Origin of the sequence: Kribbella sp. NPDC048928 (genome assembly GCF_043197975.1) — a bacterium.
GTDB lineage: Bacteria > Actinomycetota > Actinomycetes > Propionibacteriales > Kribbellaceae > Kribbella.
Genome location: NZ_JBICUC010000006.1, coordinates 401,047 through 423,887 on the forward strand (window position 1 = coordinate 401,047; position 22,841 = coordinate 423,887).

A 22,841-nucleotide genomic window follows, 5' to 3' on the forward strand; every position below is an offset into this window, starting at 1 on the left:
CCGAGTAAGTTCTGTCACATGGGTGATGTGGTGAAGGCATGGCTTCCGTGGGAGGACCCCGAGGCGTTCCTCGGCGGGGTGCCTGCGGGGTTCGACGTGGATGTGTACGCCGGTGCCGAGCGGCCGAAGTCGCTCGACGAGGTGGAGTTCTACGTGCCGAGCTACATGGGCGGCGGTGACGTGTTCGACGTCGTGCGGGAGATGCCCGCGCTGAAGGTCGTCCAGCTGCAGACCGCGGGGTACGAGCACGTCCAGTCGCGGCTCGCCGAGGGCGTGACCTTGTGCAACGCCCGCGGCGTGCACGACGCGTCGACGGCCGAGCTGGCGGTCGCGCTCATCCTCGCCTCGTACCGGAATCTTCCGCGCGCCGTCCGCGATGCGGATCAGCAGGTCTGGCCGCGGGGCTACAGCCAGTTCGACGACTCGCTTGCGGACCGCACCGTGCTGATCCTCGGGTACGGCGCCATCGGCGAGGCGCTCGAGCGACGCCTGGCCGGCTTCGAGTGCGACGTGATCCGGGTCGCGCGCCGGGCCCGGGACGGCGTCCATCCGACGAGCGAGTTGCCGGAGCTGCTCCCGCGCGCGGACGTCGTCGTACTGCTGACGCCGGCCACGCCGGAGACCAAACACCTGGTCGACGCGAAGTTCCTCGCGCGCATGAAGGACGGCGCGCTGCTGGTGAATGTCGCGCGCGGTGTCGTCGTGGATACGGACGCGTTGCTCGCCGAGCTCACCGCGGGCCGGATCCGCGCCGGGCTGGACGTGACCGACCCCGAGCCGTTGCCCGCCGGACATCCGCTGTGGTCTGCTCCGAACGTGCTGATCACTCCGCACCGTGGGGGCGCCTCGACGGCGTTCGCGCCCCGGGTCGCCAGGCTGGTGCGGGCGCAGCTGGAGCGTTACGCGTCGGGGGAACCGTTGATCAATGTGGTGGCAGGCCCACCACGGTAGGAGGACAAAGATGTCCGAGGCCGTACTGCTGATCGGAACCAAGAAAGGGCTCTGGATCGGCCGCAGCGACGCTGCCCGCAAGGACTGGCGGCTGGACGGACCGGTGCCGGAGTTCGAGATGCAGGGCGTGTACGCCGTGGGCATCGACACCCGCGGCGACGGGCCACGGCTGTTCGTCGGCGGCACCAGCGAGCACTGGGGCCCCGCGGTCTTCCACTCCGACGACCTCGGCGCGACCTGGGCCGAGCCGCCGGAGGGTTCGATCGGTTTCCCGAAGGACGCCGACGCCTCGCTGGAGCGGGTGTGGCAGATCCAGGCCGCACCGGCCGACCAGCCCGGCGTGGTGTACGCCGGGTCCCAGCCGTCCGCGCTCTGGAAGTCGACCGACGGCGGGGTGACGTTCGAGCTGGTCAGGGGCCTGTGGGACCACCCGCACCGCAAGGACTGGGGCGCCGGGTTCGGCGGCCAGGCGGTGCACACGGTGCTGCCGCACGCCACCGATCCGCTGCAGCTGAGCGTCGCGATGTCGACCGGCGGTGTCTACCGGACCCGCGACGGCGGCGAGTCGTGGTCTCCCGCGAACCACGGCATCAAGGCGTACTTCATGCCGGATCCCGATCCGGAGTTCGGCCAGTGCGTGCACAAGCTGGCGGCGCACCCCGACGTACCGGAGCGGATGTTCGCGCAGAACCATCACGGCGTGTACCGCTCGGACGACGGCGGCGCGATCTGGAAGTCGATCGCGGACGGCCTGCCGTCGGACTTCGGCTTCCCGATCGTGGTGCACCCGCACGAGCCCAGCACCGTCTATGTGTTCCCGCTGGTCGCCGACGGGAACCGGATCCCGACCGAGGCGCGCTGCCGGGTCTACCGCTCGCGCGATGCCGGCGCCACCTGGGAGGCGCTGTCCGCCGGGCTGCCCGACGTCTCGTACGTTCCCGTCCTGCGGGACGCGATGACCACCGACACCGCCGACCCCGCGGGGGTGTACGTCGGCACACGGGACGGCTGCGTCTACGCGAGCGCCGACGCCGGCGACACCTGGTCGCAGGTCGCGAGCCACCTGCCCGACATCCTCACGGTGCGGGCCGCGGTGCTGGGATGATCGCGGTTCGGCTGCCGACGGTGCTCCGGCCGTTCGCGGGCGGCGCGGACCGGGTCGAGGTCGACGCCGGCACCGTGGCCGAGGCCTTCGCCGCGCTCGACCCACCGCTGCGCCGGCGGCTGACCGACGAGCAGGGCGCGGTGCGCCGGCACGTGAATATCTACCTGGGCGACGACAACATCCGCGACCTCGGCGGCCTCGAAACCGAGCTGGCCGACGGTGACGAGCTGCTGATCCTGCCCAGCGTCGCCGGCGGCTGACCACAACAGAAAACAAAAGACTGCGGTGACCGCCTCGCTTCGCTCGGCGGGCTGGGGGTGTTCCGCGCTAGCGTCGGGCGGCATGAGCAATGTTCTCCTCCTGACCGGCCCGTCCGGCTCGGGCAAGACGACCGTCGCCCGGCTCGTCGCCACCGATGCGCCGGGCCCGACGATGCACCTGACGACCGACGAGTTCTACCGCGGCATCCGGACCGGCTTCGTCGCGCCGTACCTGCCGGGCGCCGAGCATCAGAACGAGGTTGTCGTCGACGCGATCGTCGCGGCCGTGGCGGCCTACGCCCGCGGTGGGTACGACGTGGTCGTCGACGGGGTCATCGGGCCCTGGTTCCTCCCGCCGTTCCGCGCCGCCGCCGCGGAGGGGAAGTGGTCGATGTCGTACGTTGTCCTGCGCCCGGATCTCGGGACCACGTTGCGGCGCGGACAGGCGCGCCCGGAGCCGGAGCTGACCGACGTCGACGCGCTCACCGGACTGCACGGGGCGTTTGCCGAGCTGGGGGCGCTCGAGCCGCACGCCCTGGACAGCACCCGGCTCGATGTCACTCAAACGGCTGTCCAGGTTCGGGAAGCTGTTGCCTCCGGCTCCTATCTGCTCACTGCCAGCGGCTGAGGACAGCCCGTCACCGACGCGTTCGAGGGCTTGTGGCCCGGACCGTGCCGACCTACATTTCCCGAAGGGGGCCGACGGCGGTGCCGTCGCCTGGGGGGTGCCCAGGGGAGGGGGCACCCGTGCACGCATTCCTGCAGCGGCTCGGCCGCGACGCCGCACGTTTTCACTGGTTCGTGATCGCCGGCTGGCTGGTGGTCGTGGTCGGGCTGTTCGTTCTGCGGGCGGCGTTCGGCGGTACGTACGTCAACAACTACACGGTTCCGGGCAGCGAATCGTCCGCTGGTTTGAACATCCTGAACAAGGACTTCGCGCAGGCCGGCGGCTACTCGGGCTCGATCGTGTTCCACGCGACGTCCGGCACCGTCGCGGAGCACGCCGACGTGGTCAAGACGTCGATGGAGTCGGTCGGCAAGCTGCCCGACGTGGTCAGCGCGGTCGACCCGCTCGCGACGTCACAGCAGGCGTACATCTCCAAGGACGGCAGCATCGTCAACGCACCGGTCTCGTTCTCGGTGGTGCCGGCGTCGCTCGACAGGGCGTACGTCGGCAAGCTCGACGCGGCCGTTCAGCCGGCCCGGGCCGCGGGGCTCCAGGTGGAGTACGGCGGCGGCGCCGGGCAGATCGGGAAGCAGGCCGACGACGGACCGTCGGAGGCGATCGGCCTGGTGCTCGCGTTGTTGCTGCTGTTCTTGATGTTCCGGTCGATCGTCGCGTCCGGACTGCCGCTGGTGGCGGCGGTCTTCAGCGTCGGCGGCGGTCTCGCGATCCTCGGGCTGCTGGCCGCGGTCAAGGACTTCCCGGTCTCCGCACCGACCGTCGCGACCCTGCTCGGCCTCGGCGTCGCGATCGACTACGGGCTCTTCCTGGTCTCGCGACATCGTGAGCAGCTCGACGACGGCATGGGCGTCGAGGAGTCGGTCGGGCGCGCCGAATCCACCTCGGGCGCGGCGATCCTGGTCGCCGGCGGGACGGTCGTGATCGCGATCCTCGGCCTGTACGTGTCCGGCGTCCCGTTCGTCGGCGCGCTCGGCCTGTCGTCCGCGATCGTCGTCGCGGTCACCGTATTGGCGGCTCTCACCCTCATCCCGGCGCTCCTCGGGCTCGCGAAGTTCACCGTACTGAACCGCAAGGACCGGCATCACCTGGTCGAGGAGCGTGAACTGGAGGCTGAGCTTCCCGACCGGACCGCCGTCGAACTGCACCGCGCGGAGGAACGTGAACGCCGCGACGCGAAGCACGAGCAGAGCGCGTTCGCCCGCTGGGGCCGCAAGGTGAGCGATCGCCCGTGGCCGTACGGCATCGCCGCCACCCTGGTCCTGCTCGTGCTCGCGATCCCGCTGCTGTCGATGAACCTCGGCCAGCTCGACGCCGGCACCGATCCGGCCCAGGACTCCAGCCGGAAGGCGTACGACCTGATCGCGAAAGGATTCGGCCCGGGCGCCAACGGTCCGCTGACCGTCGTCGTACAGCTGCCGTCGGAGAGCTCGACCGACAAGCAGACGCTGCTCAGCGGCCTGCAGTCCACGCTACAGAAGACCGACGGCGTGGCCGCGGTTCAGCCGCCGAGCACCAACAGTGCGGGGACGACAGCGATCATCAACGTCATCCCCACGACGGCGCCGTCCGCGGCGGAGACCCAGGACCTGGTCAACCGGATCCGTGACGACGTGCTGCCCAACCAGAAGGAGCCGACGTACCTCGTCGGCACCACGGCCGGGTACGTCGACTTCACCGAGAAGGTGGGCAGCCGGATGCCGTGGCTGATCGGGGCAGTGGTGCTGCTCGCGTTCCTGCTGCTGACGGTCGCGTTCCGCTCGTTGCTGATCGGGGTGAAGGCCGCGATCCTCAACCTGTTGTCGGTCGGCGCCGCGTACGGCGTGATCGTCGCGGTCTTCCAGTGGGGCTGGGGATCGTCGCTGGTCGGGATCGACGAGTTGGTGCCGATTCCGTCGTTCGTGCCGATGCTGATGTTCGCGATCGTGTTCGGGCTGTCGATGGACTACGAGGTGTTCCTGCTGTCCCGGGTGCACGAGGCGTGGATCGCGACCCGGGACAGTCACCGCGCGGTGGCGATCGGGATCGGCGCGACCGCGCGGGTGATCACGACCGCGGCCGCGATCATGATCGTGGTGTTCCTCAGCTTCGTGCTCGACGACGACCCGACGGTGAAGATGCTGGCGGTCGGCATGGCGGTGGCCGTACTGATCGACGCCAGCATCGTCCGGATGATCCTGGTCCCGTCGGTGATGACGCTGCTCGGCGCCCGCGCCTGGTGGCTGCCGCGCTGGCTGGACCGCATCGTCCCCGACATCCAGCTCGAAGGCGGCCCGCCCCCAGCACCACCGGAACGGGAGAAGGCCGCCGCGATCACCTAATGACGGAACAGTCGTACGCCGGTCGCGGACCACTTGATGCCGCGATCGGCGCACGCCGCCGCGACCTCGGCCGACCGGATCGACCCACCTGGCTCGACGATGTGCGTCACGCCGTACCGCTCAGCTTCCTCGACATTGTCGGCGAAGGGCAGTGCTCCGTCGGAGACCATCGTGACGCCGGTCAACGGCTCGTCCGAATGCTGTGACCACCACAACGCGGCCTTCGCGCCGGCCAGCCGCGTGCAGTCGACCCGGGACTGCTGCCCGGCGCCGACGCCGATCGTCATCCCGTCCTTCACCATCACCACGGTGTTGGATTGGGTGTACCGGGCAACGATCATGCCGAGCACCGCGTCGTCCGGCAGGTCGCGGGGCACCGGCAGCGCGTCCCGGTCCTGCGTCAGCCGGACACCGAACACGTCTCGGACCTCCTGCGCCGCCGGCTCGTACGACGCGTCCATCGCGAGCACCAGATAGGTCCCGCGCTTCTTCGCCGCGAGGATCTCGAGCACGCCGTCGTCGTACCCGGGCGCGATGATCCCGTCCGAGACCACCCGCTTCAGCACCGTGGCCAGCTCCAGGTCGACCGGATGCGAGACCGCCACGAAGTCGCCGTACGACGACTTGGGATCCGCGTCCCGCGCCCGCGTGTACGCCGCCGCGACCGTCGCGCCGAGCGCAGCACCGGCGGGGGAGACGTGCTTGTACGACGCCGCAGCCGGCACGCCGAACGCCTGCGCCGCCTCCCGCACCAGCTGCCAGCCGGTGAGCGCGTCGAGCAGGTTGATGTACGACGGTTCGCCCGCGAGAACCGCGAACGGTGGATCGTCGGCAGTGGCCGTCTGGTGAGGATTCATGCCGTACCGCAGACGCATCGGAACCTCCGAGTCGATCGGAGGCGCCCAGGCGGACGACGCCTTGCAGTTCGCTCCCTGGTGGTGACCCACCTTCGCCAGTCGCGGTGTGCCGTCAGCCTACTTGGTTGCGCGAACCACCAGCAGCGGCGCCTTGTCGGTGAGCGGCTCGCCGTGCCAGCCGCCGTCGATCACCACGTCGGTGAACCCCGCCGCCCGGAGATCGGCGGTGATCTCCTCGGCGGAGCGGAAGTACAGGACGTTGCGGTAGATTCGGTCGTGGCCGTCCGGGAACACGTTGTGCGCGTCGAACACCACCCGGCCGTCGCCGACCTCGGTCAGCTCGAGCCATTCCTTCAGGTGGCCGGCCGCGGTGTCCCGTTCGCCGTACGTCGCCTCGCTCGTCCATTGCAGCCAGGCCCGCCCCGCCGGGTTGCGCGACTCGAACGCGAGCATCCCGCCCGGACGCAGCGCCGCGGCCAACGCGGTGACGGCAGCCGCCTGCTCCGCGACATGCATCATCGTGTTGCCGCTGCTGACCACGAGATCCAGATCGCCGGTCGGCTCGACGGCACGGTGGTCCCCGTCGATCCAGGTGACCGCGTCGGCGCCGGGCTGCCGGCGCGCGTACCCGAGCATGGTCGTACTCGGATCGACGCCGATCACCACCCGACCCGGCACCGCGAGGGACCGCGTGAGCAGGCCTGTCCCGCACCCGAAGTCCACGACCTTGTGGGTGCCTTCGGCCAGCCCCAGGTAGTACTTGTGGTCCTCACCGGCCGGGTTGTCCAAGTCGTAGAGCTCTACCAGTTGCTCGTCGCCGTACGGGTCCTCAGTCACCACTGTGATGCTAGCGCCCTGCCGTTGGACCGCACGCCACGTCCGTAAGACGACTGTCTCAGTAAATGAGATGTAGGCGGGGTGAACTTGACCCGGTCGGCGGTTGTCGGCGAATAATGCCTACATGCGATCGATTCTCCTCGTACTTGTGCGGCGCGCCGACTGACGCGACCACTGAGTCGAGCGCGCCCCTTCAGCCAACCCGGCGGAAGGGGTTTTTTGTTGCCAGGGCGACTATCTGAGACCCAGTAGTGCCAAGACGACAGCCACAAGCGAGGATGGATCGGTCGCGACCCCAGCGAAACCAGGACATAGGGAAGGCACTCATGAGTGAGCAGCTGACCGGGGCACAGGCTCTGATCCGCGCACTGGAACATGCCGGAGTGGACACGGTCTTCGGCATCCCGGGCGGCGCGATCCTCCCGGCGTACGACCCGATGCTCGACTCGACCCAGATCCGCCACATCCTGGTACGTCACGAGCAGGGCGCCGGCCACGCCGCCCAGGGCTACGCCGCGGCCTCCGGCAAGGTCGGTGTCTGCATGGCGACCTCCGGCCCGGGCGCGACGAACCTGGTGACCCCGATCGCGGACGCCTACATGGACTCGGTCCCGATGGTGGCGATCACCGGCCAGGTCGCGAGTGCCGCGATCGGCACCGACGCCTTCCAGGAGGCGGACATCCGCGGCATCACGATGCCGATCACCAAGCACAACTTCCTGGTGAACGACGCGAACGACATCGCCACCACGATCGCCGAGGCGTTCCACATCGCCGCCACCGGCCGGCCCGGTCCGGTGCTCGTCGACGTCACCAAGGACGCGATGCAGGCCATGGTCGACTTCCAGTGGCCGACCGAGCTCTCGCTGCCCGGCTACCGGCCGGTGACCCGCCCGCACCCGAAGCAGGTGCGCGAGGCGGCCCGCCTGATCGTCGCGGCCGAGAAGCCGGTGCTGTACGTCGGCGGCGGCGTGATCCGCGCGCAGGCCAGCGCCGAGCTGAAGGAGCTCGCGGAGATGCTCGGCATCCCCGTCGTCACCACGCTGATGGCCCGCGGCGCGCTGCCCGACACCCACGAGCTGCACTTCGGCATGCCGGGGATGCACGGCTCGGTCTCGGCCGTCGGTGCGCTGCAGCGGTCCGACCTGCTGATCACCCTGGGCGCCCGCTTCGACGACCGGGTCACCGGCCGGCTGGACTCGTTCGCCCCGGACGCGAAGGTCATCCACGCCGACATCGACCCGGCCGAGATCGGCAAGAACCGCGCCGCCGACGTCCCGATCGTTGGTGACTGCAAGGAGGTCATCACCGACCTGATCGCGGCGCTCCAGACCGAGATCGCGGCGGCCGGACGCACCCCGTCGTACGACACCTGGCGTACGCAGCTGGAAGGTGTCCGCTCCCGCTACCCGGTCGGGTACGACGAGCCCGAGGACGGCACGCTGTCGCCGCAGCACGTGATCCAGCGGATCGGCCAGATCGCCGGCCCGGACGCCGTCTACACCGCGGGTGTCGGCCAGCACCAGATGTGGTCCGCGCACTTCCTCCCGTTCGAGAAGCCCGGCCACTGGCTGAACTCCGGCGGCCTCGGCACCATGGGGTATTCGGTGCCGGCCGCGATGGGCGCGAAGGTCGCCCGGCCGGACAAGACCGTCTGGGCGATCGACGGCGACGGCTGTTTCCAGATGACCAACCAGGAGCTCGTCACCTGTGCGCTGGAGGGCATCCCGATCAAGGTTGCCGTGATCAACAACCAGTCGCTCGGCATGGTCCGGCAGTGGCAGACGCTGTTCTACGACAAGCGCTACTCGAACACCGACCTGCACTCGACCCGGATCCCGGACTTCGCGAAGCTGGCCGAGGCGATGGGCGGGGTCGGGCTGCGCTGCACCGACAACGACTCGCTGGACGCCACCATCGAGAAGGCGATGGCCGTCACCGACGCGCCGGTCGTGGTCGACTTCGTCGTGCACCGGGACGCGATGGTGTGGCCGATGGTCGCCGCCGGCGTCAGCAACGACGAGATCCAGATCGCCCGCGACATGGCCCCGAACTGGGAAGGCGAGGAGCTGTAGATGTCCAAGCACACGCTGAGCATCCTGGTCGAGAACAAGCACGGTGTGCTGGCCCGGGTGGCCGCACTCATCTCGCGCCGCGGGTTCAACATCGACTCGCTCGCGGTCGGTCCGACCGAGCACCCCGAGGTGTCCCGGATGACGATCGCGGTGACCGTCGACGAGCAGCCGCTGGAGCAGATCACCAAGCAGCTCAACAAGCTGGTGAACGTGATCAAGATCGTCGAGCTCGAGCCGACCCAGACCGTGCAGCGCGAGCTGCTGCTGGTGAAGGTGAAGGCCGACACCCTGACCCGCGGACAGGTGCTGGAGACCGTCCAGCTGTTCCGCGCCAAGGTGGTCGACGTCGCACCGGACGCGATCACGATCGAGGCGACCGGTAATCCCGAGAAGCTCGAGGCCATGCTCCGGGTGCTGGAACCCTTCGGCGTCCGCGAGCTGGTGCAGTCCGGCATGGTGGCGATCGGCCGCGGAAGCCGCTCGATCTCCGACCGCACGCTACGACCGGTGCCGGTGCCGCCGCCGCACGTCCAGACCGGACCCCCGACCGTGCAGGCACGACCGGTCGACCGACAGTCCTCGCATCCGGTACCGGGCCCGCCGCCGGGCCGTACCGCTGCCGCCGTACCGAATCAACACTAAGGAGAAGTGCCCGAAGTGGCTGCTGAAATGTTCTACGACGACAACGCCGACCTGTCGGTGATCCAGGGCCGGCACGTGGCTGTCCTCGGCTACGGCTCCCAGGGCCACGCCCACGCGCTCTCGCTGCGCGACTCCGGCGTCGACGTCCGGGTCGGCCTGCCGGAAGGCTCGAAGAGCCGCGCCAAGGCCGAGGCACAGGGCCTGCGGGTCGTCACCCCGGCCGAGGCGGTGGAGGAGGCCGACGTGATCGTCGTGCTCGCTCCGGACCCGGCGCAGCGCAAGCTCTACAAGGAGGCCATCGAGCCGAACCTGGTCGACGGCGACGCGCTGGTCTTCGGGCACGGCTTCAACATCCGGTTCGGCTACATCAAGCCGCCCGCGGGCGTCGACGTGTTCATGGTCGCGCCGAAGGGCCCGGGACACCTGGTCCGTCGCGAGTACTCCGAGGGCCGCGGCGTCCCCGTACTGGTAGCGGTCGAGCAGGACGCGACCGGCAAGGCGTGGGACCTGGCGCTCTCGTACGCGAAGGGCATCGGCGGCCTGCGGGCCGGCGGTATCAAGACCACCTTCACCGAGGAGACCGAGACCGACCTGTTCGGTGAGCAGGCGGTCCTCTGCGGTGGCGTCTCGGCCCTGATCCAGAACGGCTTCGAGGTGCTCACCGAGGCCGGCTACCAGCCCGAGGTCGCGTACTTCGAGTGCCTGCACGAGCTCAAGCTGATCGTCGACCTGATCTACGAAGGCGGCATCGCCAAGCAGCGCTGGTCGGTCTCCGACACCGCCGAGTACGGCGACTACGTGTCCGGCCCGCGGATCATCGACGCGTCGGTGAAGGCCCGGATGCAGGAGGTGCTCGCGGACATCAAGGACGGCACCTTCGCGGCCCGCTTCATCGCCGACCAGGACGCCGGCGCGCCGGAGTTCGCGGAGTTCCGGAAGAAGAGCGAGACGCACCCGATCGAGGCCGTCGGCAAGGACCTGCGCGGCCTGATGGCGTGGGTCAAGTCCCACGACGAGGACTACGTCGAGGGCTCCGCGGCCCGCTGACGCGACGACCCGAGAGGGCCCGGACCATCCAGGTGGGTGGACCGGGCCCTTTTGTTTGCGACAATGTGTGACGGTTGTGGTCCGGTGCGGTGATCTTGTGGTGATCTTGCGGTGATGTGGGGGAGGTGAACGGGTGGTGGAGGACGGCAGGAACGCGCTGCCGCGCCCGCCCCGGCGGATCCCGGCCGGCGCCGGGTCACTCACCCAACTCGAGGCCCCGAGCCGGCCCGCTCGCGGCCCGGCAGCGCGCGGGCCGTGGATCTTCGGCCGCTTCCTGGTCGGGCTGATCGTGCTGCTCGTGATCGTCGCGGGCGGTGCCGGCGCCGGCTGGTACGTCCGCGCGCAGAGCGTCGGGATCGACACCACGAAGGTGCAGGACGCCGTCGGCCCGGCGGTGGTCCGGGTGCTGTCGACGACCTGCGCGGGCACCGGCGAGGCGTCCGGCGTGCTTGTCGACGGCGGTTTGATCCTGACCGCAGCCTCCGCTGTGGAGCAGCCGCTGTCGACGGTCGTCGTCACCTCGAAGGGCCTGGTCCGGCGCGCCAACGTGATCGGTACCAGCCAGGACGGCGTCGCCGTACTCCAACTGATCGGCCAGCTCGCGGTCACGCCCGCGGAGATCGCTCCCTCCGACCCGGATGCGAAGGCCGAGCGGGCGCTGATCGGCTACACCGCGGCCGGGACGCAGAGCATCAACGCGGTCGGATCGGCCGCGGAGCCGCGGGCGCTCGGCGAGGTCATGAACGCCGCCAAGCTCGGCGGCCCGGTGGTCGACGGCTCCAACCGGATCGTCGGCCTGGTCGTCGGCGACACGGTGCAGGCGAGCACGATCGTCCCGCGCGCCACCCTTCGCGGGTACGCCACTCCGAACGCGGCGGGCATCACCGCGGACGCGAACGCCTGCGACGCCACGTCCCGAGGACCGCAAGCCCCGATCGCCCCGGTCCTGCAGGTCGCCCGCACGCCGCTCGCGGTGGAGGCGCTGAAGCTCTTCGCCAACTACCTCACCCTGGAGAACAAGCGCGCTTTCCCCGCGCTGCAGGGGCTGTACTCGAAGCAGCTGGCCAAGACCCTGACCGAGGCGCGGGATGCCCGCAGCCATCAGACGACGTACTTCTTCGCCCCCAAGATCACCGAGGTCAGCGCCTCGGGCGACGGCGGGGCGTACGCGCGGATCACCTTCAACGCGCTGTTCTCGCCGACGGCGAGCGGCGCCGAGGGCCGCAACTGCAACCGGCTGGACTACCGCTACCGCTTGGTGCGCGAGGGCGGGAAGCTCGTCATCGACACGGTGAAGTCGATGACCAACCCGCCGGTCAGCTGCGACACCGACTGACACCGATTGAAGCCCGGCCTGACCGGCATTCGGGTCCCCGCGTCCGCCGGCCGGCGGACGCGGTACCATCGAGGCAGCGGGCACAGCGCGGTGCTCTGTTCTTGATGAGCCCCTACCGCTTCTGCAGGAGATTCCTCCATGTCTTCACTGACTGACGTAACCCGGCCCGTCGTCCTGATCGCCGAAGAGCTCAGCCCGGCCACCGTCGAGGCCCTCGGCCCCGACTTCGAGATCCGCCACGTCAACGGCGCCGACCGCGCCGAACTGCTCCCGGCCATCGCCGACGTCGACGCCATCCTGATCCGCAGCGCCACCAAGGTGGACGCCGAGGCGCTCGCCGCCGCCAAGAAGCTGAAGGTCGTCGCCCGCGCCGGCGTCGGCCTCGACAACGTGGACGTGAAGGCCGCCACCCAGGCGGGCGTGATGGTCGTGAACGCACCGACCTCCAACATCGTCAGCGCCGCGGAGCTCGCGGTCGCGCTGCTGCTCGCCTCCGCGCGGCGGGTCCCGGCAGCCAACGAGTCGCTGAAGAAGGGTGAGTGGAAGCGCAGCAAGTACTCCGGCGTCGAGCTGTTCGAGAAGACCGTCGGCATCGTCGGGCTCGGCAAGATCGGCGTCCTGGTCGCGCAGCGGCTGGCCGCCTTCGGCATGAACGTGATCGCCTACGACCCGTACGTGCAGGCCGGCCGGGCCGCGCAGATGGGCGTCCGGCTCGCCACGCTGGACGAGCTGCTGGCGGCCAGTGACTTCATCTCGGTGCACCTGCCGAAGACCCCGGAGACCATCGGCCTGATCGGCGACGAGCAGCTGCACAAGGTCAAGCCCGAGGTCATCATCGTGAACGCGGCCCGTGGCGGCATCGTCGACGAGCAGGCGCTCTACTCTGCTCTGAAGGAAGGGCGCGTGGCCGGCGCCGGGCTGGACGTGTTCGCGTCCGAGCCGTGCACCGACTCTCCGCTGTTCGAGTTCGAGAACGTCGTCGTCACGCCGCACCTCGGCGCATCCACCGACGAGGCGCAGGAGAAGGCCGGCATCGCGGTCGCGAAGTCGGTACGGCTGGCGCTGTCGGGCGAGCTGGTCCCGGACGCGGTGAACGTCCAGGGCGGTGTGATCGCCGAAGAGGTTCGCCCGGGGATCGCGCTGACCGAGAAGCTCGGCCGGATCTTCACCGCGCTCGCCGGTGGCGTCGCGCAGCAGCTCGACGTCGAGGTCCGCGGCGAGATCACGCAGTACGACGTCAAGGTGCTCGAGCTCGCGGCGCTGAAGGGCGTCTTCGCGGACGTCGTCGAGGACAACGTCTCGTACGTGAACGCGCCGCTGCTGGCCGCCGAGCGGGGCCTCGAGGTCCGGCTCGTCACCGACCACGACAGCCCCGAGCACCGGAACCTGATCACCCTGCGCGGCACCCTCGCCGACGGTGTGCAGGTGTCGGTCGCCGGCACGCTGGTCGGCGTCCGGCAGTCGGAGCGGCTGGTCGAGATCGACGGGTTCGACGTCGAGATCGAGCTCGCCGCGCACCTGGCGTTCCTGACCTACGAGGACCGGCCGGGCGCGGTCGGCCAGATCGGCCGGATCCTCGGCGACGCCGACGTGAACATTGCCGGCATGCAGGTCAGCCGGGACCGCAAGGGCGGCAAGGCGCTGGTCGCACTGTCGGTCGACTCGAAGATCGCCACCCCGGTGCTCGACGAGATCACCGCCGCGGTGCAGGCCGCGACCGCCCGTTCCGTGGACGTCGAAGCCTGAGTCAGTCGTTCGACTGATTTACTGGAGGCGGCCGGCCGCCCGCAGGCGCATGGCGGCAGGCAAGGGCCCGAGCTCCATAGCTCGGGCCCGCTCCATTTCCAGCGACAGTTTCAGCGCCGAGTTGCGAGCAGTACGGCGGCGTCCGGGGCGACCATCACCTCGACGGTGGTGAACCGGCTGTCCATCAGCCACTCCTGACGGAGCGTGTCGACCCGGCCCTCGTACATCGGCGGCCAGACCGCGGACGGCGTGAAGTCGTCCAGGACGACGAAGCCGCCGGGCTCCACCACGTCCGCGATCACGTCCCGGGCGGACAGCTTCGCCTCGCGGGCGTCCACGAACAGCAGCGCGAACGGGCCGCGCTCGATCAACGCGGTCCAGTCGGCCGAGACGACCTCGATCCGCTCGTCGGCGGCGAACAGCTCGCCGACCACCTGCGCGAGCTGCGGATCGCTCTCCGCGGTGACGATGTTGGTGCCCTCGCCGGCGCCGCTGCGCAGCCACGCCGAGCCGACGCCGCAGCCGGTGCCGAGCTCGCCGAGGAGCCCGGACTTCGAGGCCGCGAGCGTGGCCAGCAAGCGGCCGGTCTCGTTGCGGGTGGAGCTGACGAATCCGCGTCGGCCGGACAGGCTGAGGGCCGCCGACACCAGCGGCGGCAGTTCTGGAGGAGCACTCACGGGCTGAGAGTGGCACAGGTCCGGTCCAGCGACCGCACTCGGATCTCATATTTCGGGACAGACTGCCCGCATAGTGGCGAATTAGTCGGACGTGCGAGTAAATTCGTGCGCACCCTGCCGCCCACGCCATCTTTGGGAGGAGCAGCATGTACGACATGTATCCAGCCAACTGGCCGGCCGTCGACGGCCGCGAGCGGAAGGCGGCGCGCCGTCGCCGTCCGGCCCGCCGGACGCCCACGGCCGAGGTGAAGGCTGTCCAAGAGGCCATGAACCGCCGTGACAATGGGGGAGAACCCAACAAGTGAGCGAGAAAAAGAACTTCACGCTGGCCGTCGTCCCGGGTGACGGGATCGGACCCGAGGTCACCGCGGAGGCCCTCAAGGTCCTCGACGCGGTCGCCGCGCAGCACGGCGTGACGTTCGAGCGGACCGAGTACGACCTCGGCGCGAAGCGCTGGCACGCCACCGGCGAGACGCTGCCGGACGCCGAACTGGAGGAGATCCGCAAGCACGACGCGATCCTGCTCGGCGCGGTCGGCGACCCGAGCGTCCCGTCCGGCGTCCTCGAGCGCGGTCTGCTGCTCAAGCTCCGGTTCACCCTCGACCACTACGTCAACCTGCGCCCGTCGAAGATCTACCCGTCGGTCGGCTCCCCGCTGGCGGACCCGGGCGTCGTCGACTTCGTCGTCGTCCGCGAGGGCACCGAGGGTCCGTACGTCGGCAACGGCGGCGCGCTCCGGGTCGGCACACCGGCCGAGATCGCCACCGAGGTGTCGGTCAACACCGCGTACGGGGTCGAGCGGGTCGTCCGGGACGCGTTCGCCCGTGCGCAGGCCCGGCCGCGCAAGAAGCTCACCCTCGTACACAAGAACAACGTGCTCGTGCACGCCGGCCACCTGTGGAAGCGGACTGTCGACAAGGTCGCCGCGGACTTCGGTGAGATCACGGTCGACTACCTGCACGTGGACGCGGCCACCATCTTCATGGTCACCGACCCGGCCCGGTTCGACGTGATCGTCACCGACAACCTGTTCGGCGACATCATCACCGACCTGGCGGCCGCGATCAGCGGCGGGATCGGGCTGGCCGCGAGCGGCAACATCAACCCGGACCGGACCGCGCCGAGCATGTTCGAACCGGTGCACGGCTCCGCGCCGGACATCGCCGGCCAGCAGAAGGCCGACCCGACCGCGGCGATCCTGTCCGCGGCGCTGCTCTGCGAGCACCTCGGCCTGGTCGAGGCGGCCCGCGCGATCGAGACGGCCGTCGAGGCCGACATCGAGGAGCGTACCGGCGCGGCCCGCAGCACCGGCGAGATCGGCGACGCGATCGCCAAGCGCGCGGCAGGCTGACCCGATGACGATCCGTGAGGCTCCCGCCGCGGCAGGGGGCGATGCTCGCCTGACCAGTGTGACGAGAGGTACGGTGCGGCTATGAGCGCCTTAGAGTTCACCGTTGAGCCGAGCACCCATTTGGCCGGCGACGACCAGCGCGCCCAGATCCTGGCGAACCCGGGATTCGGGCAGTACTTCTCCGACCACATGGCGACCGCCACGTGGACCCGCGAGTTGGGCTGGCACGACGCACGGATCACCGCCTTCGGACCGCTGGAGCTGTCTCCCGCGACCGCGGTGTTCCACTACGCCCAAACCATCTTCGAGGGGATGAAGGCCTACCGGCATCCCGACGACTCGATCCACCTGTTCCGCCCCGAGGCGAACGCGGCCCGGTTCCAGCGGTCCGCCCAGCGGCTCGCGCTGCCGGAGCTGCCGGTCGCGACGTTCCTCGACTCGCTGCACAAGCTGGTCGAGCTGGACAAGGCCTGGGTGCCGGGCGGTGGCGAGACCTCGCTGTACCTGCGGCCGTTCATGTTCGGCTCCGACCCGTTCCTCGGCGTCCGGCCGTCCAGCCACGTCACGTACTGCCTGATCGCCTCGCCCGCCGGCTCGTACTTCTCCGGTGGCGTGAAGCCGGTCCGGATCTGGCTGAGCGAGGAGTACACCCGCGCGGCCCCCGGTGGTACCGGCGCGGCGAAGACCGGCGGCAACTACGCGTCGTCGCTGCTCGCCCAGGCCGAGGCCATCGAGCAGGGCTGCGACCAGGTCGCCTTCCTCGACGCGGTCGAGAAGAAGTGGGTCGAAGAGCTCGGCGGCATGAACCTGTACTTCGTCCTGGACGACAACTCGGTGGTCACCCCGGAGCTGTCCGGCACCATCCTCGAGGGTGTCACCCGGGACTCGATCCTGAAGCTGGTCACCGACCTCGGCTACACGGTCACCGAGCGGAAGATCTCGGTCGACGAGTGGCGTGAAGGCGCGGCCTCCGGCAAGGTGCGCGAGGTGTTCGCCTGCGGCACGGCCGCGGTCGTCACCCCGGTCGCCTCGCTGAAGTGGAAGGACGGCGAGACCGTGATCGGCGACGGCAACGGCGGCCCGGTCACCGCAGCCGTCCGCTCGGCCCTCCTCGACGTCCAGTACGGCCGCGCCGCCGACCCGCACGGCTGGATGACCCGCATCTCCTGACCTGACCTGCATCAACGTCCGAAGAATTGTGGCTCCAAGGCCGCGGTTCTTCGGACGTTGTGGGTTCAGGGGCGGCGCTTCGTCTCGTACCAGCCGACGTGGTTGATGACGGCCAGCAGGAGCCACAGGCCGATCGCGAGGAACGGCGCTCCGGTCCAGCTGATGTCCTCTTCGCGGCCGGCGTCCGGCTTCAGCAGGACGATCACGATCGTGTCCACGAGTCCGGCGTACGCGCAGGCGAACGCGGCGATCTTCGTGGGTGTGGCGAGGGCCACCACGGCGAGGACGATGCAGAGGATGAACAGCCAGTTGGCGGCGCTGCCGAGGATCTTGGCGTCCCGCGCCATGCCGAAGCCGCTGTGGATCTGCAGGGCGCTGCGGCCGTACTCACGGGTCAGCCAGGTCGGCGTCAGCGTGATCAGCACCGCGAGCGCTGTGACGTAGCCCAGGAGCTGGAAGCGCAGCTCCTGGAGACCGTCCGTACCGCGCGGCGGCAGCGGAGCCTTCAGTACGTTCAGGTCAGCGTCGTCGGACTCACTCACCGGTCGTTCCTGTTCTGCAGTAGTTGTTTCACAGGATCTTTTCAGGTCTGAGGGTCGGACTGTTGGTCGCTGCGGCGCCGGGCGGTTCGGTAGGGTCGGGCGCTATGAGCAGCTTCCCGGACGAGGTCGAGGGCTACTACGCGGAGCTGGCCGAGCGGCGCGGCTGGCCCGAGGCGACCGTCGCTGCGATCCGATCGACGGTGGAGCTGATCCGGGACCTCGACCGCGGGACGGCACCGCGGACGTACGGGGCCGCCGTGGACGACTACGGGACCGACTGGTTGTTCGAGGCCGTCTGGCACGAGCAGGAGTGGGTCGTCGTCCGGCAGCTCGGCGCCGGCGAGGACGGCGAGGTCACCCGGTACTGGTGGCAGCGCCTCGAGGACGACGAGGGCATGCTCACCGAGCAGGCGCTCGACCGCGAGGAGTGGGGCCTGCGTCCGCTGTCCCGCGAGGACTTCTACACCGCCTGGGACGACCCGGGCTGGTCCCTCACCGCCTAAACCCCGCCCCACCCGCACGCTCTGCCCTCCCCACCATCGCCCCCGCCCCAGCCCGGCCCCGCACCCCGCACCACCGGCCAGTCCGGCGCCTCTTTCGCGGGTGGATATCCGCTGGTGTTGGGGGTTCTCCGCCCGTGTAACAGCAGAGAACCCCCAAGTGGAGCGGATATCCGCTCCACTTGGGGGGAGCCGGGGATGGGACTGGGGTGGGCGCTGGAGTACTGGTTTGCGTACTGAATGGTCGGGATGCGAGACACCGGCGTCATGGTCCGGACATTGTGTGGCAGACTGCAAAACGTCATGAAGCACTATCGGGTGATTATTCCCTAGGCGCGCTCAGCCAGCTGTACCTGAGCGCGCAGACCTCTCGCACCTTGCGGGAGGTTTTTTGTTTGCCTCGCCAACGAACAGCCACACCCCCTCCGGAAGGCCGACCCGAATGACTATCTCGGACGATTTCCACGTGTACGACACCACTCTGCGCGACGGCGCGCAGCAGGAGGGTCTGGCGCTGTCCGTGGCCGACAAGATCGCCATTGCGCAGCACCTGGACGAGCTGGGGGTCGGCTTCATCGAGGGCGGCTGGCCGGGCGCCGTACCGAAGGACACCGAGTTCTTCGAGCGGGCGCGTACCGAGCTGCACCTGCGGAACGCGACGTTCGCCGCGTTCGGGGCGACCCGCAAGCCCGAGACCGCGGCCGCCGACGACCCGCAGGTCGCCGCGCTACGGGACTCCGGCGCCGACGTCGTCACACTCGTTGCCAAGAGCCACGACGCACACGTCGAGCGGGCGCTCCGGACGACGCTCGACGAGAACCTCCGGATGGTTGCCGACACGGTCGCGCACCTGCGCGAGCACGGGCAACGGGTCTTCCTCGACACCGAGCACTTCTTCGACGGCTACCGCGCCAACCGTGCGTACGCACTGGAAGTGGTACGGGTCGCCGCGGAGGCGGGCGCCGATGTGGTGGCGTTGTGCGACACCAACGGCGGCACCCTGCCCCGGGAGTTGCAGGACGTCGTCCGGGACGTCCTCGAATCGACCGGGGCCCGGCTCGGCATCCACTGTCACAACGACGCCGGCTGCGCGGTGGCGAACTCGATCGCCGCTGTCGAGGCCGGCGTCACGCACGTCCAGGGCACGATCAACGGGTACGGCGAGCGCACCGGGAACGCGGACCTGCTCGCGATCGTCGCGAACCTCGAGCTGAAGCGCGACCTGCAACTGCTCCCGGAGGGCAACCTGGCCGAGTCGTTCCGGATCGCGCACGCCATCGCCGAGGTCACCAACGTGCCGCCGTCGAGCCGCGCGCCGTACGTCGGGCTCTCGGCGTTCGCGCACAAGGCCGGACTGCACGCCAGCGCGATCAAGGTGGACCCGGATCTCTACCAGCACACGGATCCGGCGCGGGTCGGCAACGACATGCGGATGCTCGTGTCGGAGATGGCCGGCCGGGCGAGCGTGGAGCTGAAGGGCCGCGAGCTCGGGTTCGACCTCAGCAACGACCGCGACCTGGTGAGCCGGGTGACCGAGCGGGTGAAGGAGCTGGAGGCGCGCGGGTACACGTTCGAGGCGGCCGACGCCTCGTTCTCGCTGCTGCTCACCGAGGAGGTCGACGGCAAGCGGCCGAGCTACTTCGACGTCGAGTCGTGGCGGGTGATCACCGAGTCGCGCGCCGAGGGTGAGGCGGTCTCGGAGTCGACGGTCAAGCTCGTCGCCGGGGGAGAGCGGGAGATCGTGACCGGCGAGGGCAACGGGCCGGTGAACGCGCTCGACCACGCGCTGCGGACCGCGATCGAGCGCGCGTACCCGGCGGTGAACAAGTTCGAGCTGGTCGACTACAAGGTCCGGATCCTCGACCAGGGCCACGGGACGGACGCGGTGATCAGAGTTCTGATCGAGACCGCCGACGGCGAGGGTGCGTGGGTGACGGTCGGCGTCGGGCACAACATCGTCGAGGCGTCCTGGGAGGCCCTGGTCGACGGCTTCACCTTCGGCCTCCTCCGCCACAAGGAGGTAGCGCGATGAGCCTCCTCGAGGCGGATCAGGTCACGGTGGAAGAGGTCACGGAACAGGTCGCGGTGCAGCGTGCGGTCGCGGTGCAGCGTGTGGTCACGGTCTTCACCGCGCGGGTCGTGGAGGTCGACGGGCTGCTGGCGCGGGTCGCCGTACTGCTGAATCCGTACGACGTGCGGGAGCTGGCGTTGTCGCTCGACCAGGGTGAGCTGCGGATCGTCGTCGAGGGCAACGGGTTCGACGCAGGCCGGGTAGCGGCGCGGTTGGACAAGGTGATCGGGGTGCTGGAGGTAGTCGTCAGCTCCAACTGATCAGTTCAAACTGGACAGTTCAGACTGTCTAATCTAGGGTGAAGACGTGATTTCGGCGTCGGCGACCCAGGCTGCTTCAGAGGTGCGTGTCGTCTTCGGCCGGGTGAAGCGGCGGCTGAAGGAGTTGGCGGAGTCCGACGACCTGACGCCGTCGCAGTCGTCGATGCTGAGCCGGCTGGACAAGGACGGCCCGGCGTCGGCGAGTGAGTTGGCCGCGGCGGAGCGGATTCGGCCGCAGTCGGTCGCGGCGATCCTGAGTGCGTTGCGGGCGGCCGACCTGATCCAGCGGCACCCGGATCCTACGGACGGCCGGCGGCAGGTGGTTTCGCTGACGACCGCGGGCCGGCACCGGCTGCAGGGGGATCGCAAGGTTCGGCAGGAGTGGCTCGCTCAGACTTTGCAGGATCAGTGCACCGAGGCTGAGCGGCAGACGATCCTCAAGGCGCTCGCCCTGCTCGACCACGCGATCGAGGCGGCGGCCGACCGTTGACGGTGGAGCGCTTCGACCGGCGCCTGATCGCGCCGATGCTCTTCGGGTCGATCCTGAACCCGATCAACTCGACGATGCTCGCGGTCGCGCTGGTTCCGATCGGCGCCGCGTTCGGCGTACCGCCGTCGCAGACCGCGTGGCTCGTCACCGGGCTCTACATCGCGACCGCGGTCGGTCAGCCCGTCATGGGGCGGCTGGTCGACCTGTTCGGTCCGCGGCCGCTGTATCTGATCGCCACGTCGCTCGTCGGCGTTGCCGGTCTGCTCGGTGCGTTGTCGCCGAACCTGTGGGTGCTGGTCGTTTCGCGGGTGCTTCTCGGTCTCGGTACGTCGGCGGCGTACCCGGCGTCGATGTCCTTGATCCGGCGCGAGGCCGATCGCACCGGGATCGAGACGCCCGCTGTGATCCTCAGCAGCCTGTCGCTCGCGAACCAGGTGATCGCGGTGATCGGCCCGACGCTCGGCGGTCTGCTGATCGGGCTCGGCGGCTGGCACCTGATCTTCACGATCAACGTGCCGCTGTCCCTGATCTGCGTCGTACTCGGGACGCTCTGGCTGCCTCGCAGCAGCCGGTCGCGCGGGGCCGGAGACCTGGACTTCGCGGGGATCGGGTTGTTCACGGCGACGCTCGTGGTGTCGATGCTGTTCCTGATGCAGCCGCGGGTCTCGCGCTGGTACCTGCTGGTGCTCGCGCTCTGTTTGGGTGCGGCGTTCGTGATCACGCAGCTGCGGGTGATGGCGCCGTTCATCGACCTGCGGGTGCTGGGCGGCAACCGGCCGCTGATCATGACGTACATGCGCCAGCTGCTCGCGTACATCGGCGGCTACTCGTTCCTCTACGGCTTCACCCAGTGGCTCGAGGACGCCCGCGGGCTCAGCGCATCGTCGGCCGGACTGCTGCTGTTGTCGCTGTCGCTCGCGGCGGTGCTGACCACCACGCTCACCGGCCGGCATCCGGAGATCCGCGGCAAACTGATTGCCGGAGGCCTCTTCCTCGTGCTGTCCGCGGGCGCGCAGCTGTTCGTCGGATCCCAGACGCCGATCTGGGTCCTGGTCATCGTCGGCGTGCTCGCCGGTGTCCCGCAGGGCGTCAACAATCTCGCCAACCAGACCGCGCTCTACCAGCAGGTCGACCCGGCGCGCATCGGCTCGTCGGCCGGTCTGCTGCGGACCTGCGTGTACGTCGGCGCGCTCGTCTCCGCCGCCGCCAATGCCCATTTCTTCCAGCACGGCGCGACAACGGCCGGCTTGCACGAGATGGCGGTCTTCCTGCTCGTCGTCGCCGGTCTGCTCGTGCTGGTGACGTTCCTGCAACTCCCTGAATAGAGAGGTTCTCTGCTGTGGCTGTCACAACTCTCGACCCGAAGACGGCGCTAGTCGTCATCGATCTGCAGAACGGCGTCGCCGCGCTCCCGGGTGACCCGCACCCGACCCCGGACGTGATCGGCAAGACCGTCGAGCTCGCCGACGCGTTCCGCAAGCACAACCTGCTCGTCGTACTGGTCCGGGTCAGCATCGCCGCCGACGGCGCCGACTGGGTGCCCGGCCGGACCGAGCAGCCGCGTCGCTCGGCCGGCGGCACCCCGCCGCCCGGCGCCGACCAGATCGTCGACCAGCTCGCCGGTCATGCCGAGGACATCATCGTCACCAAGCGGAACTGGGGCGCGTTCCACGGCACCGACCTCGACATCCACCTGCGCCGTCGCGGGATCACCCAGATCGTCCTGACCGGCATCGCCACCAGCATCGGCGTCGAGTCGACCGCGCGGGCCGCCTACGAACACGGCTACCACGTCACGCTCGCCAGCGACGCGATGACCGACATGTCCGCCGACGCCCACCAGAACTCCCTGACCCGCATCTTCCCGCGCCTCGGCGAGTCCGGCACCACCGCCGAAATCCTCGCCCTCCTCGACTGAGCC

22 protein-coding genes, 1 pseudogene and 1 riboswitch are annotated in these 22,841 nt (G+C 69.6%); of the genes and pseudogenes, 19 read left to right on the forward strand and 4 right to left on the reverse strand.

Annotated elements, in window-relative coordinates; all coding sequences use genetic code 11:
- Positions 1 to 18 precede the first annotated feature (18 nt).
- The 5 genes from ACGFI6_RS27055 (at position 19) to ACGFI6_RS27075 (ending at position 5,319) form a co-directional block, all read left to right on the forward strand.
- Positions 19 to 951, forward strand: coding sequence for a 2-hydroxyacid dehydrogenase (locus tag ACGFI6_RS27055; RefSeq protein WP_393123263.1), 933 nt, complete (start codon positions 19 to 21; stop codon positions 949 to 951).
- A 10-nt stretch (positions 952 to 961) separates the two neighbouring features.
- Positions 962 to 2,056, forward strand: a complete 1,095-nt coding sequence (locus ACGFI6_RS27060) for a WD40/YVTN/BNR-like repeat-containing protein (protein ID WP_393123266.1) — start codon at positions 962 to 964, stop codon at positions 2,054 to 2,056.
- Complete coding sequence (locus tag ACGFI6_RS27065) at positions 2,053 to 2,316, forward strand: MoaD/ThiS family protein (protein ID WP_393123268.1); 264 nt, start codon at positions 2,053 to 2,055, stop codon at positions 2,314 to 2,316. The genes ACGFI6_RS27060 and ACGFI6_RS27065 overlap by 4 nt, the downstream gene beginning before the upstream one ends.
- Positions 2,317 to 2,398: 82 nt before the next feature.
- A complete protein-coding gene (locus tag ACGFI6_RS27070; RefSeq protein WP_393123270.1) occupies positions 2,399 to 2,944 on the forward strand; it encodes an AAA family ATPase in 546 nt (181 codons plus the stop codon).
- 119 nt (positions 2,945 to 3,063) lie between these two features.
- Positions 3,064 to 5,319 carry an MMPL family transporter gene (locus ACGFI6_RS27075; RefSeq protein WP_393123272.1) on the forward strand — a complete coding sequence of 752 codons (2,256 nt, stop codon included), beginning with the start codon at positions 3,064 to 3,066 and terminating at the stop codon, positions 5,317 to 5,319.
- Here the strand turns inward: ACGFI6_RS27075 and ACGFI6_RS27080 are convergent.
- Both ACGFI6_RS27080 and ACGFI6_RS27085 read right to left on the reverse strand, forming a co-directional pair.
- Positions 5,316 to 6,194, reverse strand: coding sequence for a 5-aminoimidazole-4-carboxamide ribonucleotide transformylase (locus ACGFI6_RS27080; protein WP_393123274.1), 879 nt, complete (start codon positions 6,192 to 6,194; stop codon positions 5,316 to 5,318). The two genes, ACGFI6_RS27075 and ACGFI6_RS27080, sit on opposite strands and share 4 nt — an antisense overlap.
- A gap of 18 nt (positions 6,195 to 6,212) precedes the next feature.
- Positions 6,213 to 6,289, reverse strand: a riboswitch (ZMP/ZTP riboswitch).
- Between the two features lie 4 nt (positions 6,290 to 6,293).
- Complete coding sequence (locus tag ACGFI6_RS27085; protein ID WP_393123276.1) at positions 6,294 to 7,013, reverse strand: class I SAM-dependent methyltransferase; 720 nt, start codon at positions 7,011 to 7,013, stop codon at positions 6,294 to 6,296.
- A gap of 326 nt (positions 7,014 to 7,339) precedes the next feature.
- Between ACGFI6_RS27085 and ACGFI6_RS27090 the strand changes: the two genes are divergently transcribed.
- From ACGFI6_RS27090 to serA, 5 genes and pseudogenes are all read left to right on the forward strand, one after another.
- Entirely contained in the window at positions 7,340 to 9,088 is a 1,749-nt protein-coding gene (locus ACGFI6_RS27090) for an acetolactate synthase large subunit (protein WP_393123278.1), read from the forward strand.
- Positions 9,089 to 9,592 (forward strand): annotated as a pseudogene (gene ilvN, locus ACGFI6_RS27095) (acetolactate synthase small subunit); the annotation flags it as partial.
- A 165-nt stretch (positions 9,593 to 9,757) separates the two neighbouring features.
- Complete coding sequence (gene ilvC / locus ACGFI6_RS27100; RefSeq protein ID WP_393123691.1) at positions 9,758 to 10,777, forward strand: ketol-acid reductoisomerase; 1,020 nt, start codon at positions 9,758 to 9,760, stop codon at positions 10,775 to 10,777.
- A 136-nt stretch (positions 10,778 to 10,913) separates the two neighbouring features.
- The gene (locus tag ACGFI6_RS27105) at positions 10,914 to 12,113 is read left to right on the forward strand and encodes a serine protease (protein WP_393123280.1); all 1,200 of its coding nucleotides are present in this window, start codon (positions 10,914 to 10,916) and stop codon (positions 12,111 to 12,113) included.
- Positions 12,114 to 12,251: 138 nt separating this feature from the next.
- Complete coding sequence (serA, locus tag ACGFI6_RS27110; protein WP_393123282.1) at positions 12,252 to 13,859, forward strand: phosphoglycerate dehydrogenase; 1,608 nt, start codon at positions 12,252 to 12,254, stop codon at positions 13,857 to 13,859.
- A 110-nt stretch (positions 13,860 to 13,969) separates the two neighbouring features.
- Here the strand turns inward: serA and ACGFI6_RS27115 are convergent, their stop codons facing one another.
- A complete protein-coding gene (locus ACGFI6_RS27115) occupies positions 13,970 to 14,536 on the reverse strand; it encodes an O-methyltransferase (RefSeq protein ID WP_393123284.1) in 567 nt (188 codons plus the stop codon).
- A 146-nt stretch (positions 14,537 to 14,682) separates the two neighbouring features.
- Between ACGFI6_RS27115 and ACGFI6_RS27120 the strand changes: the two genes are divergently transcribed.
- The 3 genes from ACGFI6_RS27120 to ACGFI6_RS27130 all read left to right on the forward strand — a co-directional run bounded on the left by ACGFI6_RS27120 (position 14,683) and on the right by ACGFI6_RS27130 (position 17,057).
- On the forward strand, positions 14,683 to 14,841 hold the full coding sequence (locus tag ACGFI6_RS27120; RefSeq protein WP_393123286.1) for a hypothetical protein: 159 nt from the start codon (positions 14,683 to 14,685) through the stop codon (positions 14,839 to 14,841).
- Complete coding sequence (locus tag ACGFI6_RS27125) at positions 14,838 to 15,887, forward strand: 3-isopropylmalate dehydrogenase (RefSeq protein ID WP_393123288.1); 1,050 nt, start codon at positions 14,838 to 14,840, stop codon at positions 15,885 to 15,887. The genes ACGFI6_RS27120 and ACGFI6_RS27125 overlap by 4 nt, the downstream gene beginning before the upstream one ends.
- Positions 15,888 to 15,968: 81 nt before the next feature.
- On the forward strand, positions 15,969 to 17,057 hold the full coding sequence (locus ACGFI6_RS27130; RefSeq protein ID WP_393123290.1) for a branched-chain amino acid aminotransferase: 1,089 nt from the start codon (positions 15,969 to 15,971) through the stop codon (positions 17,055 to 17,057).
- 65 nt (positions 17,058 to 17,122) lie between these two features.
- Here the strand turns inward: ACGFI6_RS27130 and ACGFI6_RS27135 are convergent, their stop codons facing one another.
- A complete protein-coding gene (locus ACGFI6_RS27135) occupies positions 17,123 to 17,599 on the reverse strand; it encodes a hypothetical protein (RefSeq protein WP_393123292.1) in 477 nt (158 codons plus the stop codon).
- Between the two features lie 104 nt (positions 17,600 to 17,703).
- On the opposite strand from ACGFI6_RS27135, the gene ACGFI6_RS27140 reads away from it, so the two are divergent.
- The 6 genes from ACGFI6_RS27140 to ACGFI6_RS27165 all read left to right on the forward strand — a co-directional run bounded on the left by ACGFI6_RS27140 (position 17,704) and on the right by ACGFI6_RS27165 (position 22,838).
- Positions 17,704 to 18,102 carry a hypothetical protein gene (locus ACGFI6_RS27140; protein WP_393123294.1) on the forward strand — a complete coding sequence of 133 codons (399 nt, stop codon included), beginning with the start codon at positions 17,704 to 17,706 and terminating at the stop codon, positions 18,100 to 18,102.
- Positions 18,103 to 18,541: 439 nt separating this feature from the next.
- Positions 18,542 to 20,131 (forward strand): citramalate synthase, encoded by a 1,590-nt coding sequence (gene cimA / locus ACGFI6_RS27145; protein ID WP_393123296.1) that lies wholly within the window; start codon positions 18,542 to 18,544, stop codon positions 20,129 to 20,131.
- Positions 20,128 to 20,430: a hypothetical protein gene (locus ACGFI6_RS27150; protein ID WP_393123298.1), complete on the forward strand. Its 303-nt coding sequence runs from the start codon at positions 20,128 to 20,130 to the stop codon at positions 20,428 to 20,430. Before cimA ends, ACGFI6_RS27150 begins: the two co-directional genes overlap by 4 nt.
- Positions 20,431 to 20,476: 46 nt before the next feature.
- Positions 20,477 to 20,920 carry a MarR family winged helix-turn-helix transcriptional regulator gene (locus ACGFI6_RS27155; protein ID WP_393123300.1) on the forward strand — a complete coding sequence of 148 codons (444 nt, stop codon included), beginning with the start codon at positions 20,477 to 20,479 and terminating at the stop codon, positions 20,918 to 20,920.
- Positions 20,921 to 20,922: 2 nt separating this feature from the next.
- Positions 20,923 to 22,245: an MFS transporter gene (locus ACGFI6_RS27160; protein WP_393123693.1), complete on the forward strand. Its 1,323-nt coding sequence runs from the start codon at positions 20,923 to 20,925 to the stop codon at positions 22,243 to 22,245.
- 14 nt (positions 22,246 to 22,259) lie between these two features.
- On the forward strand, positions 22,260 to 22,838 hold the full coding sequence (locus tag ACGFI6_RS27165; protein ID WP_393123302.1) for an isochorismatase family protein: 579 nt from the start codon (positions 22,260 to 22,262) through the stop codon (positions 22,836 to 22,838).
- Positions 22,839 to 22,841: the final 3 nt, after the last annotated feature.

Bases quoted from the DNA above. Each gene is read 5' to 3' on its own strand.
- ACGFI6_RS27140 (WP_393123294.1), top strand. From the start codon at position 17,704: ATGAGCAGCTTCCCGGACGAGGTCGAGGGCTACTACGCGGAGCTGGCC.
- ACGFI6_RS27090 (WP_393123278.1), top strand. From the start codon at position 7,340: ATGAGTGAGCAGCTGACCGGGGCACAGGCTCTGATCCGCGCACTGGAA.
- cimA (WP_393123296.1), top strand. From the start codon at position 18,542: ATGACTATCTCGGACGATTTCCACGTGTACGACACCACTCTGCGCGAC.
- ACGFI6_RS27080 (WP_393123274.1), bottom strand. From the start codon at position 6,194: ATGCGTCTGCGGTACGGCATGAATCCTCACCAGACGGCCACTGCCGAC.
- ACGFI6_RS27070 (WP_393123270.1), top strand. From the start codon at position 2,399: ATGAGCAATGTTCTCCTCCTGACCGGCCCGTCCGGCTCGGGCAAGACG.
- serA (WP_393123282.1), top strand. From the start codon at position 12,252: ATGTCTTCACTGACTGACGTAACCCGGCCCGTCGTCCTGATCGCCGAA.
- ACGFI6_RS27065 (WP_393123268.1), top strand. From the start codon at position 2,053: ATGATCGCGGTTCGGCTGCCGACGGTGCTCCGGCCGTTCGCGGGCGGC.
- ACGFI6_RS27120 (WP_393123286.1), top strand. From the start codon at position 14,683: ATGTACGACATGTATCCAGCCAACTGGCCGGCCGTCGACGGCCGCGAG.
- ilvC (WP_393123691.1), top strand. From the start codon at position 9,758: ATGTTCTACGACGACAACGCCGACCTGTCGGTGATCCAGGGCCGGCAC.
- ACGFI6_RS27060 (WP_393123266.1), top strand. From the start codon at position 962: ATGTCCGAGGCCGTACTGCTGATCGGAACCAAGAAAGGGCTCTGGATC.
- ACGFI6_RS27150 (WP_393123298.1), top strand. From the start codon at position 20,128: ATGAGCCTCCTCGAGGCGGATCAGGTCACGGTGGAAGAGGTCACGGAA.
- ACGFI6_RS27055 (WP_393123263.1), top strand. From the start codon at position 19: ATGGGTGATGTGGTGAAGGCATGGCTTCCGTGGGAGGACCCCGAGGCG.
- ACGFI6_RS27130 (WP_393123290.1), top strand. From the start codon at position 15,969: ATGAGCGCCTTAGAGTTCACCGTTGAGCCGAGCACCCATTTGGCCGGC.